Source organism: Halopseudomonas salegens, assembly GCF_900105655.1.
Taxonomy (GTDB): Bacteria; Pseudomonadota; Gammaproteobacteria; order Pseudomonadales; family Pseudomonadaceae; genus Halopseudomonas; species Halopseudomonas salegens.
In genome coordinates this window covers 3,583,471-3,599,602 of the sequence record NZ_LT629787.1, presented here as the reverse complement: position 1 = coordinate 3,599,602, position 16,132 = coordinate 3,583,471, and the positions used below count along the sequence as shown (strand labels likewise).

12 protein-coding genes are annotated in these 16,132 nt (G+C 56.6%); all 12 read right to left on the bottom strand.

Going from position 1 to position 16,132, the window contains the following annotated elements; translation table 11 throughout:
• Position 1 precedes the first annotated feature (1 nt).
• The 12 genes from gspE to BLU07_RS18000 all read right to left on the bottom strand — a co-directional run bounded on the left by gspE (position 2) and on the right by BLU07_RS18000 (position 16,042).
• Positions 2-1,687 (bottom strand): type II secretion system ATPase GspE, encoded by a 1,686-nt coding sequence (gene gspE / locus BLU07_RS16625; protein ID WP_092389142.1) that lies wholly within the window; start codon positions 1,685-1,687, stop codon positions 2-4.
• Positions 1,688-3,736, bottom strand: coding sequence for a glycosyltransferase (locus tag BLU07_RS16620; RefSeq protein ID WP_157719233.1), 2,049 nt, complete (start codon positions 3,734-3,736; stop codon positions 1,688-1,690). It abuts the gene before it with no gap.
• An 8-nt stretch (positions 3,737-3,744) separates the two neighbouring features.
• On the bottom strand, positions 3,745-4,863 hold the full coding sequence (locus tag BLU07_RS16615; protein ID WP_092389139.1) for a class I SAM-dependent methyltransferase: 1,119 nt from the start codon (positions 4,861-4,863) through the stop codon (positions 3,745-3,747).
• 69 nt (positions 4,864-4,932) lie between these two features.
• On the bottom strand, positions 4,933-6,195 hold the full coding sequence (locus BLU07_RS16610; RefSeq protein ID WP_092389137.1) for an ABC transporter ATP-binding protein: 1,263 nt from the start codon (positions 6,193-6,195) through the stop codon (positions 4,933-4,935).
• On the bottom strand, positions 6,185-6,961 hold the full coding sequence (locus BLU07_RS16605) for an ABC transporter permease (RefSeq protein WP_197675033.1): 777 nt from the start codon (positions 6,959-6,961) through the stop codon (positions 6,185-6,187). Before BLU07_RS16605 ends, BLU07_RS16610 begins: the two co-directional genes overlap by 11 nt.
• Before the next feature lie 116 nt (positions 6,962-7,077).
• Entirely contained in the window at positions 7,078-8,091 is a 1,014-nt protein-coding gene (locus tag BLU07_RS16600) for a hypothetical protein (RefSeq protein ID WP_157719232.1), read from the bottom strand.
• A complete protein-coding gene (locus BLU07_RS16595; RefSeq protein WP_092389133.1) occupies positions 8,066-9,487 on the bottom strand; it encodes an MBOAT family O-acyltransferase in 1,422 nt (473 codons plus the stop codon). The genes BLU07_RS16600 and BLU07_RS16595 overlap by 26 nt, the downstream gene beginning before the upstream one ends.
• 77 nt (positions 9,488-9,564) lie before the next feature.
• On the bottom strand, positions 9,565-10,455 hold the full coding sequence (locus BLU07_RS16590) for a peptidylprolyl isomerase (RefSeq protein WP_157719231.1): 891 nt from the start codon (positions 10,453-10,455) through the stop codon (positions 9,565-9,567).
• Positions 10,456-10,500: 45 nt separating this feature from the next.
• A complete protein-coding gene (locus BLU07_RS16585; protein WP_092389129.1) occupies positions 10,501-11,292 on the bottom strand; it encodes a hypothetical protein in 792 nt (263 codons plus the stop codon).
• Between the two features lie 137 nt (positions 11,293-11,429).
• Positions 11,430-12,938: a hypothetical protein gene (locus BLU07_RS16580; RefSeq protein WP_092389127.1), complete on the bottom strand. Its 1,509-nt coding sequence runs from the start codon at positions 12,936-12,938 to the stop codon at positions 11,430-11,432.
• 362 nt (positions 12,939-13,300) lie between these two features.
• Complete coding sequence (locus tag BLU07_RS16575; protein ID WP_092389125.1) at positions 13,301-14,206, bottom strand: glycosyltransferase; 906 nt, start codon at positions 14,204-14,206, stop codon at positions 13,301-13,303.
• The gene (locus tag BLU07_RS18000) at positions 14,207-16,042 is read right to left on the bottom strand and encodes a glycosyltransferase family 2 protein (protein ID WP_092389123.1); all 1,836 of its coding nucleotides are present in this window, start codon (positions 16,040-16,042) and stop codon (positions 14,207-14,209) included. It lies immediately after the preceding gene.
• Positions 16,043-16,132 lie beyond the last annotated feature (90 nt).

Sequence of the window (16,132 nt, the reverse complement as noted above, 5' to 3'; positions counted from 1 at the left end):
CTCAGCGAGCCAGCTGCGCAACGCGCAGCACCTCAGCCAGTGACGTCTGCCCGGCCAACGCTTTAGTGAAACCATCCTCGAACATGGTGCGCATGCCTGCCGCCCGCGCCACCTGATAGATCTCTTCACTACCGGCCCGGCGCAACACCAGATGGCGTACTGCATCGTCCATCATCAGCATTTCGTGAATCCCCATGCGGCCGCGGTAACCGGTATGGGCGCAGGCGCTGCAACCGGTGGCCTGCCACAGCGTAGGCTCGCCGGCAGGCAGTAGATGAGCGACCTGCATGTGTTCGATTTCATCCGCATCCAGTTGCTGTGGGGTACGACATTCCGGGCAGAGCACGCGCACCAGACGCTGCGCCATGATGGCATTCACCGTAGAGGTCAGCAGATAATCCTCCAGCCCCATATCCAGCAAGCGGGTTATGGCACTCGGTGCATCATTGGTGTGCAGGGTAGACAATACAATATGCCCGGTCAGCGCTGCCTGAATGGCAATGCCGGCAGTTTCACGGTCACGCATCTCACCAATCATCACCACATCCGGATCCTGACGCAGGATCGAACGCAGCGCATTGGCAAAGTCCAGCCCGACCTTGCTGGCCGTCTGGATCTGGTTGACCCCGGGAATCTGGTATTCCACCGGGTCTTCCACCGTCAGAATCTTGCGATCCACGGTATTCAATCGGCTCAGTGCCGCATACAGCGTCGTGGTTTTACCGCTACCGGTCGGGCCGGTTACCAGGAAAATGCCGTTGGGGCGATCGAGCACCGCTTTGAGATTGTTCAATACCTGATCCGACAGGCCAATGGCATCCAGATTCAGATTCATGCTCTGTTTGTCGAGGATCCGCATGACCACGCTTTCACCATGCATGGTCGGCACCGTGGATACCCGCAGGTCAATCAGCCGGCCCTGCAGGCGCAGCTGAATACGCCCATCCTGTGGCAGACGTCGCTCGGCAATATTCAGCTTGGCAAGAATTTTCAGGCGCGAGATGACCGCTGGCGCCAGGTGTGACGGCGGGCGTTCCACTTCCTGCATGACGCCATCAATCCGAAAACGGATCACCAGCTGCTTGTCGAAGGGCTCGACGTGAATATCCGAGGCCCGGCTGTCCAGCGCACGGGTAAAGGTACTGTTGACCAGGCGGATAACCGGCGCCTCGCTGGCCAGATCGCGCAGCCGCTCGACGTCATCTTCATCCGCCACCCCGGCTTCCAGCACCGCGGTTTCATCATCCTCGGCCTCACGCGCGCCTTCTCCGTACCAGCGCTCCCAGACGGCATCCAGCTCAGAACCCAGCGCCACTTGCGGGCTGATCGATTGCCCGCTGGCCAACCCCAGAGACTGACGCAAAAAATCGTCCGCCGGGTCGACCATGGCCACACTCAGCACGCCATCCTCGCTGCGCAACGGCAGCACCTGTTGCTCACGCAGGAACAGCGGAGAAATGGCCTCAAGCCCTTCGGGCGGCAATTCAGGGTAATCGTCAGCGTTGATCCGCGGCAGGGCATGCTGTTCAGCAAGAATATCAGCCAGGTCACGCTCGGCCAGCAGACCGAGACGGGTCAGGATACTGTTCAGCTTGCCACCCGAGAGCTTCTGCACCTGCTCGGCACGCTGCAAATCCGTTGCAGAGATCTTGCCCGCGTCGATCAACCATTGCCCCAGGTCCTGCATTTACTCTCTCCCTGCTGTCAATCGGACACCATTCCCCAGCGCCGGAGGTGGTAACAGACCGCGTAAATGCGCCAGTATATCGTTGCTGGCTGCCGGCTGCACAGCCCGCTCATCTGGCGAGAAATAATCAGTGGCATAGCGAAAGCTGTCAGTGGCTATGCTGCCTTCAGTCGTCAAGGGTGGCCGACCTTCACGGATTACTTCACGCAACTGCATAAAGTGTTGATTGATCGCATCGACAGGCCGGTCGGGTACGACCAGCCAGGTCCATTCTCGGCCGGCCAGGCGCTCGGGAAATGCTCCCAGAGCGGGCGCCACCACAGGCAAACCGGCTTCCAGAGCCGCAGAGAGCGTATAGCTCCAGGTTTCCGGACAACTGCCCGGGAACCAGACCAGGTGTGGTTGCAATTGCGCCAGCAAAGCAGGCAGATCAGCCTCCGCATAGCGTCCATGCACCTGCAAATAACCCGACGCGTTACAATTGAGCTCCCGATAGGCAAAGCCCAACAAGTGAAACTGCAGCGGCACCCCATCCCGGGCAGCCGCCTGAGCACAGGCCTCCAGGGTATCGGGGCCTTTGAACGGGCTCAGGGCACCCAGGACCAGAATCCGCAGGGGCTCATCCGCTGCCAGTGCCGGCACCCGCGGCGGCGCAATCGACAGCTCGGGCTCATGATAGACAGCCTGCACCTGGACATCCGGAAAATAGGCTTGCACGCGGGTTGCAGTATCTGCCGAGGGGGCAAAGATGCGCGTCATGCCCTGCAACCAGTCCCGGCTGTGTCGGCGCCAATGGGCGATATGGTCGGCGCCGATCACCGGACGTTCCTGCAGGCAACGATTGCACCCCGACTCGTCAGGCTCCCCACAATAACGTCCGACTGCATCCGTCATGGTTATCTGCGGGCACAGTAGATAGTAATCGTGCAGGGTCAGATCGGCTGGCAATGCCAGGCGATCGAGAATATCCAGAAACAGTGGATGCAGTCCCACCCGGTGATGATAGTGAATGCGGGTCAGCTGCAGGGCGCGCAACAACCCCTCCAGGCATTCAGCCTGAGCGCCACTGAAGAGCTGAGGGTTATGCCACCCCTGGGCATCGAACAACCCCAGGCGGATGGCACCCATTTCAGTATCTGGCTGCAACAACAGGAACTGCGCCTGGCCCTGCAGCTGGGTGACCAACTCGCTGATATGACGGCTGGTGCCGCCACCCCGGGTATGACTGACCAGCAGAATGCGTGGCTGATCGACGGCCCCGATACGCAACATATCCAGCGCAAAACGCAAGCTGCATGCCGGGTCGCTGGCAACAAAGGCCTGCACCATCCGGTCGTAATCCGGAAACAGACGCAACAGCGCCTTATGCCCGTGACCTTGATGCTCACTTTGGCTGGCGGCAAAACTCACCCCACCAGCGTGATAAACAAACACATCCGCAGCGAGGTAGTGCTTCCAGCCTGACCGGGCCGAGCGCATGCAGAATTCATTTTCCTCGCCGTAGCCCTTGCCAAAGCTGGCCTCGTCGAACAGCCCGACCGCATCCAGACAGGCACGGCGGATATACATGCAAAAACCGATGGCTGTCGGGATTTCAACGCGCTGCCCTTCCAGCGCCGTGGCGCACAACCGATCCAGCGACGACAGAGCAAAACCTTCCGGCAGGGCGTTGTCACGGCAAAAGTCCGGGTAACTGCAGATGGTCGCATTGTTCGACCAGGGCGTCAGTGTTGCTGTATCGGCTGACAAGTGGGCGGCATGACGCAAACGTGGCAACCAATCACCTGCCACTTCGGTATCACTATTGAGCAAGACGACATCACGCTCAGGATGCAGGCGCATACCCCGGTTGACGGTAGCGACAAAACCCAGATTGCTCTCATTGTGCAACAGGGTAAAACGCGCTGCCTGGCTATTCAGCCAGTCGACCAGGGCAGGTTCGGGACTGGCATCGTTGATCACAACCAGCTCCACATCCGGCCCCAGCTCGCTGGCCAACACACTTTCGATACAGCGCCTGGTTTCTTCCAGCCCGCGATAGACCGGCACAATCACGTCTATCGCGGGGTTGGAAAATCCCCTTCAGTCTCCAATCGGGCTTTCCGGTAAGGGTCCTGCCGGCCAAACAAACGCAGCAAACGGCTGCGCAAACGCCACCAGCGACTGGCCGTCACATCATGCGAGAGCCCTTTCCAATACAGAGCCTGCTCACTGAGACTGCTGGCCTCGGCATGCAAGGTTTGCCGCGCCCGTTGCAATTCTTGATTCGCCAGTTTTTGATCAGCCAACTGCTGATGCAGATCATTAACCAGTTGCTGCGAAGCATGACGACTCTCAAGCACCGTGTGCAGTCCAGTTACTTCTTCTGCGTGCGCCTGCTCCACCGCTTGCAAATGATCACGCAGCTCCTGCAACTGACTACCTACTGCCTCGCGCTGGCTTATTACCTTCTGCAATTCGGCACTGACCTTGAGCGCCTGCGCCGCATCACCCAGGCGGTAAAAGAAATCTACCGTCTTTTCGGTATTGCTGTTTGCATAGGCCAGAAAGTCCAGCACTGCCTGTGGCACTTCGGAACCTACCGCAAGGACGCCCAGCCCGAAGCCAAACGGAAACTCAAAGGAAGGATATTCACCGGCCAGTTCGGCCCATAACTGCCAGACACCAAAGTCACCCCAGCGCACATTGGTGTCATGAAACAGGATGACCCCGCGGGGAGACATTTTCGGCAACCAGCTTTCAAAGTCATGCTTGACCGCATCATAGGTGTGCAGGCCATCAATGTGCAGCAGATCGACCGAGCCGTCGGCAAAGTGCTCGAGCGCCTCATCAAACGTCATGCGCAACAGGCTGGAAAAACGGCTGAAACGTGGATCATGCCACTGTGACAAATCCTGATAGATCGCATCATCGTAGAAGCCGGCCTGGCTGTCGCCCTGCCAGGTATCCACGGCATAACAACGGGTCGGCAGTTGTTGATGCGTTACACCCTGACAGAAGGTGCAGTAAGAATCGCCCCGATGGGTACCCAGCTCAACCAGCACAGATGGCTTGCTCATCTGCAACAGGGCAAATGCAAAAGGCATGTGGCGATGCCAGGATTCGATACTAGTCAGACGTTCAGGCATCTGGACCCAACGGGCCAGCGTTAACAGATCAAAGGTCGGTGAGGGCATGTAAGCGAATAACCTTGCTGTAATGATAGGCGAACACTTTAGGCGCAGAGTGCAGGCGAGTAAAGCTGATCAGGATCGGCCTTTCAACAGGCAATCCACTTTACTCAGGGTAAACATGCCACTGAGGTGCGGATCAGCCTTGGCCTTGAAGGTCAGCGCATCGTGTATCCAGTGGTGCTGAACGTGGTTTTCCTGATCCCCCGCAGCCAGGGCGACGGTGAGGGAATAGTCACCCGTTGCCAGCAAAGGCAAATCGAAAACAAACTCAACCTGCCACTGAGTATTTGCCGCCTGTGACGGCCAGGAGATGCCCTGCTGCAAGGTGTTGGTGCCACAAATCGGTTGGCCCAGGCGGTCCTTGATATAAAAACCGACAATAGGCTGCTCAAGTGCCTGTTCGGCTCGACAGGCAACCTGCAGGGTAACCTGACCGGCACCGGTCTGCTTGTATAGTAACTGCCCATCAGCGTCCAGCAGACTGCAACGCTCGATGCGCGCCCCACCCAGACCAAACTCGCCAGCCGCCACTACCGGTGAGGCCTCCGCTGCAGCAGACTTGCTAGCGTCAACTTCGCCACCATCCAGCTCATTCAGGCGGTTTTCATAAAAGGAGCCGAGATAGCTGTTGCTGACTTCTTTCGCCGTTCCCTGCATGCGCACTTTGCCGTCTTCCAGCCAGAGCGCACGCTGACACAGATTGATGACTGAGCTGGTATCGTGACTGACGAAAAGCAGAGTCCCCCGCGAGGCAAAATCACGCAGAAAACGCATGCATTTCTGGGTGAAATACACATCACCGACAGCCAGGGCTTCATCGATGACCAGTATGTCGGCATCCAGATGGGCAATAACAGCAAAGGCCAAACGCACAAACATGCCGCTGGAATAGGTTTTGACCGGCTGATCAATAAAGTCACCGATCTCGGCAAAGGCCAGAATGGATGGCATCCGTTGATCTACTTGCTCACGGCTCAAGCCATGCACTGCCGCATTCATGTAGACATTTTCACGGCCGGTGAATTCCGGATTGAAGCCTGCTCCCAACTCAAGCAAGGCTGCCACCTTCCCTTTGACTGCAACCTGGCCATGGGTTGGCGCCAGAATGCCGCAGACAATCTGCAGCAGGGTTGATTTTCCGGCGCCGTTACGCCCGATGATGCCCACCGTTTGGCCGCGCTCCACGGAGAAACTGACCTGGTCCAGGGCTACAAAGTCATCCTGCTGCTCGCGACTCTTGCCGATCAGCAGGCGCCATAACAAGCGCAGCGGCGACGCCACCTTGGCATAGTGTTTGGCGACCCCATTGATCTCAATGACGGTATCAGAGGACATCGGCAAACCCCTTTCTGACGCGCAGGAAAAATGCCAGACCACAGGCAGCAGCCAGGGCTGAAGCCAGACTGTACTTGCAATACAGCGCCAGAGAGGGCAACTCACCCACAACCAGCAGAGCTCGGATCATCTCGATAGCCGGCGTCAACGGGTTGAAATACAACCAGCCCTGGAAGGCTTCCGGCAAGGCATTGACCGGATAAAACACCGGCGCCATGAACAGCATGGCGGTTATGAGTACCGGCATCACCTGTCCGATATCGCGCAGAAAAACACCCAGCGCCGACAACAGCCAGATCACGCCGAGCAAAAAAATGACGTAAGGCAATAAAACGATTGGCAAGAAAATCACCTGCCAGTGCACAAAACCATAGAACCAGGCAAATGCCAGCAGTAGAACCAGAAAGCTGATCATGGCATGAAACAATGCCGACAGCATTACCATTGGCGACAGTAACCACAATGGAAACACCACACGCTTCACATAGTTCTGGTTCTGGGCAATCAGCCCGGTTGCCCGTGATGCGCATTCAGCAAAAGCACCATGCACAATAAGCCCGGCAAACAGGTTGATGGCAAAACCTACCCGATCATCACTTCCCACATGCCAGCGGGCACCAAATACCTCGCTGAATACAAAGGTATACACCACCAGCATCGCCAATGGCGTAACAAAGGACCAGACCAGGCCCATTGCCGCGCCCTTGTAGCGAGACAGAATATCGCGCAGGGTAATTTGTCGCAGCAGGTTCAGATAGTTCAACATGGGTCGCTCGTCGGCTTGCCTTTCAAAAACTGCATTGTCGGTTTCAACACTGCCAGTTGCGGTGCAACAGGCGGCAGAGTGTAGCGGATTTGCCATCTGCCTGTCGCATTGACCCATCAGTCCTCGGCAAAGAAGCCCTGTGTGCGCAGCACTTCAATCAGCGCTTTGGTATAGCCAGCCCGATCTGCACCCGCAACATGGGATTCATCCGGCAAGTCGATGGCCTGAAGCGTTTCCACGTCACGAAAGGTCAATGTTTCGATACCGTACCGGGGCGTTATCTGGTCCCAGTATTCTGACCGCGGGAAGGCGGCATCGGCCAATTCCTTTTGTTGGCCACTCACAGGCGGCTCATAGAGCACGACACGCCCCCCCCGTTGCTCAATCGCCCTGATCCATTCAGCGACCTCAGCGAGATCGGCCAACCACTGTTCTGCCGGTGGTGGCGGAAACAGGCGCAGGCCTTCGCGCATTCCAGCGGCGAAAGCGGCGGCGGCCTGGGTCTGGTCCACCTGCGTAAAATCCAGCGCGCCGGTCCGGTCTGAACGCATATCAGCGTGTGATTTCCATGGTGCAGGTGCAGCATCCAGGGTTCTGCGAAGCCATGGCAAGGCCCCGAGTTCCGGACTGCCGATTGCCATCATTTCCTGCCATAGCGACAGCAATCGTCGGTGCAAGGCCCATGCCGGCGTCCACTGGGCATGATAGTAATCCACCCAGGGCTGCTGATCCCAACGGCTGGCGATTGCCAGACCGCGCGCATCAACATCCACCACTACCCGGCCTTTGAAGGCGGTGTCTTCGGCCAAATCGCGCAAAGTAGCCAACGGATAATGCCCATTGATTGCCAGCATTGCCATGCGCCAGCCCGGCAACTCTGTTTTTGCTGCAGCAAGATCAACGCCATACTGGGTTCTGGATGCGCCAAGAAAGGCGACAACATCGTCACCATGGGCTTTGTCCCGCTGCAATGCCCACAATTGCCGCGAGTCAACCACATCTGCAAGGTAGCCCTGCCTTGCCCAATACCATTCTGCCAATGCCAGTATCAGTACTATCGTGCCCAGCATACTGACAGCGGCCAGCAACCAGTAGCGCTTGCCTCTAGAACTGGAAATAGATAAAAGCATGGCTTTCCCCCGCTGACAGCATGATCGCAGCCGCCAGCAAGGCGACTATTCCCCCCAGCAAAGGGGCCGGCAGGCGCATAAGCTGAGCATGCAGGCTACGCCGGCCCAGCCAGCACTGACCTATAACAAGGCCTGCAATGCCTGCCAATGCCAGACTGTCGGCACTGCGCAAGCCCGCCGTCAAGCTGCTAGCCCCGCTGATAGTGAACATGGTTTGCAGGATCGTCCAGGCTGAGGTAACGCCTTCTGCACGAAACCATACCCAGGTGACGACCAGCAGCAGAAACGTCAGCAACCAGCCTAGTGGCTTTAGCAGCCAGGTAAAACTCTCCTGCAGAGGCGCAATCCCGGCTTGCAGCCAACGCTCCGCGATCAGCAGCGCACCGTGTAACCCACCCCAGATAACGAAGGTCCAGGCTGCGCCATGCCATAAACCGCCCAGCAGCATGGTCAGCATCAAGTTTCGATAAGTCATCCAGCGTCCCAAACGATTGCCGCCCAGACCTATATAGAGGTAATCGCGCAACCAGCTGGACAATGAAATATGCCAACGACGCCAGAAATCGGAAAACCCGACAGCGGCATAGGGATTGATGAAATTGACGGGCAGCCTGAAACCCAGCATTAGCGCTGCACCGAGGGCACAGGTCGTGTAACCGGAAAAATCACAGAATATTTGCCCGGTAAACGCCAGTGCGGCGATCCAGGCAGTCTGCATACTCAGGGCCGCATCGGGCGCAAAATACAGATTGGCCACCGGCGCAAAAATGCCATCTGCCAGGACCACCTTCTGAAACAGGCCGAGCACTATCAGTAGCACACCGATACCCAGCATAGTGATGTCGACACTGCGTGGCTGCTCAATTTGCTCGCGCATTTCGCTCCAGCGCACGATAGGCCCAGCAACCAACTGCGGGAAGAAAGAGACATAGAGCGCGTAGTCGCGCCAGTTTGCTACCGGCGGAAATTTTCGCCGATACACATCGATACAGTACGAGAGCGAATGAAAGGTGTAGAAAGAGATGCCGATCGGCAGAATCACATCAAAATACTGTGGCGTATAGCCGACACCGAGTATGTCGAGCAATCTGTGCGTGTTTTGCAACACAAAATAGCTGTATTTGAAGTAGCCAAGCACACCAAGGCTGATCAGAACAATCGCCCACAACCAGGCTTTTCTCGCCCGGCCAGTGGCCATATGCATTCTTTTCGCCATCCACCAGTCGAGGGTGGTGGTGACCATCAGTAGCGGCAAAAAAAGCGGATTCCAACTGGCATAGAAGGTATAGCTGGCCAGTAAAAGCAGATTTTTCTTGCCTGCCCATTGCCCGATGCAGTTGTACAGCAAAAGCACGGCCAACATAAACCCGATAAAGGTCAATGAATCAAACTGCATATTGATGCCTGGCAATGCGGCACAAGTAAAAAGCCGGGCCAAATGGCCCGGCCTTTACTCACTGATTAATGGTATGTCTACTGCCGCTCGATCATGGCTTCAACATTGTCGTGGTAGGTCTTGATGTCCGGATCTGATCGCAGATTGGACAACATCTCAGTGCGTGCATTCTCCACGAACGTACTTTCCGCTTCCTTCATCAACTCATCCTTGACTTGCTCAAACGGACGCGTTGCGGAAGGCTTGCGATCAATCAACTCAATGATGTGATAGCCAAAACGGGTTTTGACCGGCTCACTGATGTCACCCTTGTCCATGGCGAAAGCAGTATCAGCAAAAGGCTTTACCATCCGATCACGGCTGAAAAAGCCCAGATTGCCACCATTCTGCTGCGCAGAAGGATCATCAGAGTACTCTTCCACCAACTCGGCAAAGGGCGTACCGTCGAGCAGATCCTTGTGTACCTTCTGTGCCAGTTCCAGGGCTTCTGCCTCGGAGCGCTCATTGTTGATCGCAATCAGGATATGTTGCGCACTGACTTGTTCAGCCGTTTCGAAACGCTCAGGATTGGACTGATACAGCTCTTTGGCTATCATCTCAAGATCCGGACGCGGCATATCATCGACCGTTCTTGCGACGTACATCTTGGCCAAAGCCCGATTTTCTTCGAATGCCTGGCGTAGCTTGAACCGCTCATCTTCGTGCATGCCTGCATCCCGGGCTTTCTCAGCCAGGACCCTGGCCGTGAAATACTCAACGAGCATTTCACGGGCACGTCGATCATTGGCAAGCAATGCTTCTGCTCTGCCTTCAGGGGCAATCACATTGATCACTTGTTCAAACTCTTGCTGGGTGACGACCACATCACCCAGCTCGATGAGTTTTTCACTGGCCGAAACCAGGCTGACCGCTGACAAAGCAACACCAGCGACCAGGGCCTTTGGCCACGTACGTAAACTCTTATGCACAAACTCTCCCTTTACAGTTCATCATGGTTTTAGCTGTGCCCGGGATCAACGACCCTGCAAGTACACCGCGCAACCCTGACTCCGTGTGCAAGTGCTTTCGGTGGCATTCGGGCCATTGGTGAAACGCACGTTGACGTAGAAATCTTCGTCGGCGTCAACTACACAGCGACCAAAGAAAGCGCTGCCGACACGGTAGCGGATACTGCTCATCGAGTCGCCTACGGCCACGCAGTTATTGGGGACATCAAAGTCGCCCGGGCACTGTGAAATAGACATGGTGTAACGCGGCGTTGCACTTTCGGAAACCGGAGCAGCCGAGAAATCGCTACCCGCACTACCAGCCGCATTAAGCGAGGCAGGAATACGCAATACGTAAGCATTCATATCATTGGCAATACGTGCAATACCATTGGAATCAAACAGGCGCGAGCCAGTGGCGGTAACAATCTGCTCAATCGGGCGTGTCGGGCAGCCCTCGACGCCAGTACCTGTTCCCGTTCCGGTGTCTGTTCCAGTATCCGTGCCGGTGCCAGTTCCGGTGTCTGTTCCAGTATCCGTGCCGGTGTCAGTACCGGTGTCAGTACCGGTGTCTTCCGGGGTACATACCATACCCGGTGGGCAGTCAAAGGAAACACCATTCAATGCCGTGGCGCAAGCACCCGCCACAGACAGGCTCATCGCGCCGCCGGCGCTCAGAACCATGTTCTCATAAGTACAGGTAAGTTCCTGTTCTACTTCTTCGGAATCATTCCAATTCAACACCAGCGACCCTGCAGATGCCATCGATGTAACCATTGCAGCACTGATTGCAACAGCCAACTGGTTATACTTTTTCATAACATACCTCGGGTTAGGGGTCCAGTTTTCCGAGTATAGCCAATGGAAACTGGATTCGCCATATTTTTAACGTCAAAAAGCAGGGCATATAGCCCTGCTTTTTGAACTACTAGCTGATTGTAGGCGTTAGCCTGCTATCAGTTAGCCTCGATTGCAGTTTCGGCCTTGTGGACCCAAGAAGCTGCATAACGAGCAAGCATACCATCGGCATCATCGTTCGCGATTGAAGTTGCTGCGAAACCGATGATCGGCAAGCCACGTACCAGGAACTCAGTACCGCCTTCGTCAGTACCCAGCAGAGTACGACCGACGTCGTCGAAGTTCATGCGCAACCAACCGGCATCCCAGTTTTCGCCCAGGTTCAGAGTGGAACGAACACCGGTGCGATCGCTACGAGCCAGAATCGCGCTGCCACCAACCTGATCGCTGTTGGTCAGCTGAATGATATTCAGCTCGTCACACAGTTGTGGAACGTCAGGTGAAGTCGGGTCAGGACGCGGCGAGAAGTCGATATCACCAACCGGAGTTGAAGGCGACTGCTCTTCACGATCCCACCAGTTAGCACCGAAGGTCACACAGTTTTCCGGAACGTTCTCGAGCGAGTTGACGAACGGAGCAATGTTGCCATCGTCGTACTGACGCTTGGTCGGGAAGTTGACAACAAACTCAGTCTTGGCGCGAACACCGGCTTCGATAGAGTAGTCGTTCATGATGGCAGTCTTGGCCAGAACCGCACTCACTGCGTTGATGCCAGGCTGAGGAGTCAGCTCGTCACCGATAGTGAAGGTGCTGTCCATACCCAGAGTGCTGCCATCCGGGAAGGTAGCAATTTCAGTACCTTGACCGATGTTCGGGAACAGGTCACCCGGTGCAGTGTGCTGCGGAGAACCTACGTCACCCGCTTCAATTTCTACGCGAGACAGCCAGAAGTTGTCCAGAGCGATTGAGTCATAACCGATCATGGTCGCGTTGAGAACGTTGACGATAGTACCGATACCGTACAGACCACCTTCAGGCGGGCTCACGCCGTCATTGTTGTCAGCAATCCAGGAACCGCCCGGACGCCATGCGTTCACTACAGCTTCACAGTTGCCCGGCTCGAAAGTGCCTTCAGCAGTCAGTGCGTGCTCGATAGCGTCTTCAACGGTAACGCCCGGCTCGAGTACGTGGGTCGGATCCAGCTCACCCATCTCGATGACTTCAACATAGCCGATACGGCCACGATCGCCAGTCGGCACAGGCTGTGCGCTTGGGATCCACTCGTTACCACGGAACTCAACGCCACCCGGAGCCGGGCCGCGCGGAATGGACGGAGCAGTACAGGAAGTGTCGTTGGTGATCAGGCGAGCGCCTTCAGCGGTACGAACTACAGCGCCGTTCCAGACATCTTCAGGTGACAGGTACAGGTTGAAGTCAAGAACCTCACGGGACATTTCGCCCTCGAGGAAACGGACCTTAACAGCCTTGAACTCGTCAGTAGTGTTGGTAACGGAGATAGAAGTGTAGTTCTCGTTATCAACGGTATATACGGGATACAGCAGAACTTGACCCAGACCATCCGGGTTGACGTTTACTGCATGGGCGGAAGCCGCCATACCAAGGCTGGCTGCAAGAGCTACCGCCTGGGACAGGGATTTCTTCATCATCAGAGATATTCCTTTTGTGCTCTAAGTTACGTGTTGTACAGGTTATGCTTATTTACGCGAAAATGATGCTAGCAAGCAGTATCGCGCAATGCAAGCGTCACCCAGCCATAATTTATGCAAAATTACGCGGTTACGTCAATCTCCGACCAAACCGCACGAGCTTCCTTGCCGATGGCAATTCCACCCAGCGCTTCCGCTTAACGGTTAACGCGCTCTTTGACAGACTGAACAGGTAGGCAGTGCTCGTTAAAAATTGAAGACTTGACTGGCAGTACCAGCCAAGCCCCCAACCAACACGACACAAGCCATTATTGCAGCTACTGCCTTAGAGCACATCCATTATAGATACATTATTTGCCAGCTTACAAGCGGTTGCCACGCTTTCTTCCTGCGCTGCGCGTCGGACGGCGCCCCAGAGCGACCAGCGGATGCCGCGCGAAGAAGCGCAACGCCGATATAATAAAGTAACGCGCGTGAGTGACACCCTTGTGTCCGGCCGCACCGCCGCCATGGGTTATGCGAACACCAGGCACACGATCAATCCGCCAACCCGCCCGGCGCAGGCGCAGCGACAAATCCAGGTCTTCGAAGTACATGAAAAAAGCTTCAGCAAAACCCTGAACCGAGTCAAAAGCCGCCAGCGGGCCCAACATGAAGCACCCACTCTGGGTTTCCACATCATATACAGGCTGATCCAGCGGCTGATCTGCATAGCAGTGGCGCTGTAGTGCGCGCGAGATCCCGCTCCGGGCCTGCAGGCCCGACGGCAGATTGCGCAGCAACAAGGTCAAGGGGCTGGGGGCGGTTCGCGCCAGGTATTGCGTTTCACCCCTGGCCCATCCCTGACAGCGGGGCGACACCAGACCACAGGCCGACTCCTGACGCAACCATGACAAACCCTGTTGCAGCGCATCGGGCTCCAGCAAGACGTCCGGATTCAGCACCAGATGCCAGTCCGCCTGCCAGGCACTAGAAGCGCGCAGGGCAATGTTATGCCCCGCACCATAGCCCTTGTTGGGCAGGCCGCCTTGCAGTTGCCAGTCAGCCGCCGGCAGCCGCATTTTTCCGCGCTGCACTACCGGGAGCAAACGTTCCGGCTGCCCCGAATCACCGTTATCCAGCACGCTGATACGCAACTGCATGCCGTCTGCATGCAGCGGCAACAAAGCCACGGCCAAACTATCCACGACGGCAAACAGTTGCTGTGGTTGCCAGCAGTGAACCAGGATGGCGACATGCAAACGTTCAGGGTGACCAGAAGACATCATTCAGTGACCACGCAGGCGCAGCCAGCGGCCCCGCACTTGACGCGCCAGACCCAACAAGCCCATACGCTGCAACCAGACGCGCAAGCGGGCATGGCGCTGCACCTGAACCGCCAGGCCGCTGTGATAGGCTTCCGCCATATCGACAAACTGTCGCGGGCTGATAGTAAACTGCAACGCATCCTGACGCCGGCGGGCATCGACATAGGCCGCATCCAGCTGGGCCAGACGTTCCTTGCTGTGCTGCTGACTGGCGGGCACCCGATAACGGGAGGTGGTTTTTTCCAGCATCAAAAAATCATGCTCCAGGCTGTAACGCACCCACAGGTCCCAGTCTTCCAGCTGATCCATATCTTCAGCAAAACCACCGTGCTGCTCATACAGGCTGCGATGAAAAAGCACGCTCTGAATCGGCAAATAATTGTGGTGCCAGAGCAAAAAGCGCGAGAAAGGCTGCCGGTAACGCAACAACGTACCCGTTTCGCGATAATCCAGCGGGGCGACGCTATTCAGTTCGGTCAGCACCTCATCGGCCAGTCCGTAAACACCTTTGACCCCGGCATTCTGTGCCTGGCTCAGCAGCACCTCGATATGGTCGGCAAACAGCTGGTCATCATCATCCAGAAAGCCAATCCATTCGCCTTCGGCCAGCGCCAGGGCCCGATTGCCTGCTGCTGATCGGCCCACATTCTGCCCGGTGGCCAGGTAGCGCAGGTTCAGACTGGCGAACTCGCTTTCCAGCATGGGCTGACTGAGCGGCTCACCATCTTCCACCACCACTACCTGCAGATTATTCCAGGTCTGCCGGACCAGCGACTGCAATGCCTCCCGAAGCATGGCCGGCCGCTTGTGCGTGCGTACGATAATACTGACCAGTGGCTGCGGATGCTCAGCCCACTCTTCAGCCCGGCGGAAGGAAACAAAAGCGCCTTCGCGGTGACGAGAAAAATTCCAGCCACGAAAATCCGCGGCGAAATCAACACCTGGAGCAGGCCTTATCCGTGAGCGATGGTATTGGGGGGCCAGACGGGCAAAGCGGGCGTACAGGCGCAAAAACTGCCAGCGCCTGCCTTTGAAAGAAGACGGCGCCAGCACTTCACGGAACACCCCCAGCAAGCCGATGAATACATCTATAAGGCGGCCATAGCGCACGCGCATCAGCAGATTGTTCAGCGTCCCTTCTACCGCCTGCATGGGTTTTTCTTCACCCGGGTTTCGGTAGGTGTCATGCCAGACGGCAGCGCGCGGCACATAGACCAGTTGCCAACCGGCTGCACGCAAGCGCCAGCTCAGATCAACATCCTCGGCATACATGAAAAAACCTTCATCAAAACCACCCACCGCTGTGAGTGCCTCGCGCCTGATCAGGCAGGCAGCACCGGACACCCAGGGCGTGATGCCGGTCGACGGGTTGTATTCCTTGGGATGTTCGAAGGGAATCTGGCGCAACTCCAGCGCTGCAACCTGCTCACCCTGGCTGGCCAGGCTTGTCGCCAACTCATGCAGCGCCCCCGGCTCCGGCACTGCATCCTGATTCATCAGCAGCACCCAGGGTTGCTCACTGGCATCCAGCAAGCGGTTGTTGCCACGGCCAAAGCCGAGGTTGTCTTCACTCTGAATCAGCCGGGTACTGGCAAAGATATCGCGAAAGGGTGCGAGCAGCTCTTTCAGCTCAGCGTGCACCGTCACATCCTGTGAGTTGTCCCACATGCAGAGGTGCAGTCGCTGAAACCCTTCACCCTGCTGTTCTGCCAGCGCTTGCAGGCTGTCTTTCAGCGGCTGTAGGTCTGGCCGGTAAACGACATAGAAAACATCGATATCGGTAGGGATACTTGCCACTGACCTACTCCGCCTTAATCAAAGAGCATCCTTATACAGAGATGCGCAGCAAAAAAAAACCTCCCACTGGCCCTGCAAGCGATCAACTCA

What these genes read in the sequence shown, in the direction of transcription:
- BLU07_RS16615 (WP_092389139.1), bottom strand. Translation starts at nt 4,863, where the DNA reads ATGCCCTCACCGACCTTTGATCTGTTAACGCTGGCCCGTTGGGTCCAG.
- BLU07_RS16575 (WP_092389125.1), bottom strand. Translation starts at nt 14,206, where the DNA reads ATGATGTCTTCTGGTCACCCTGAACGTTTGCATGTCGCCATCCTGGTT.
- gspE (WP_092389142.1), bottom strand. Translation starts at nt 1,687, where the DNA reads ATGCAGGACCTGGGGCAATGGTTGATCGACGCGGGCAAGATCTCTGCA.
- BLU07_RS16580 (WP_092389127.1), bottom strand. Translation starts at nt 12,938, where the DNA reads ATGATGAAGAAATCCCTGTCCCAGGCGGTAGCTCTTGCAGCCAGCCTT.
- BLU07_RS16605 (WP_197675033.1), bottom strand. Translation starts at nt 6,961, where the DNA reads ATGTTGAACTATCTGAACCTGCTGCGACAAATTACCCTGCGCGATATT.
- BLU07_RS16595 (WP_092389133.1), bottom strand. Translation starts at nt 9,487, where the DNA reads ATGCAGTTTGATTCATTGACCTTTATCGGGTTTATGTTGGCCGTGCTT.
- BLU07_RS16610 (WP_092389137.1), bottom strand. Translation starts at nt 6,195, where the DNA reads ATGTCCTCTGATACCGTCATTGAGATCAATGGGGTCGCCAAACACTAT.
- BLU07_RS16585 (WP_092389129.1), bottom strand. Translation starts at nt 11,292, where the DNA reads ATGAAAAAGTATAACCAGTTGGCTGTTGCAATCAGTGCTGCAATGGTT.
- BLU07_RS16600 (WP_157719232.1), bottom strand. Translation starts at nt 8,091, where the DNA reads ATGCTTTTATCTATTTCCAGTTCTAGAGGCAAGCGCTACTGGTTGCTG.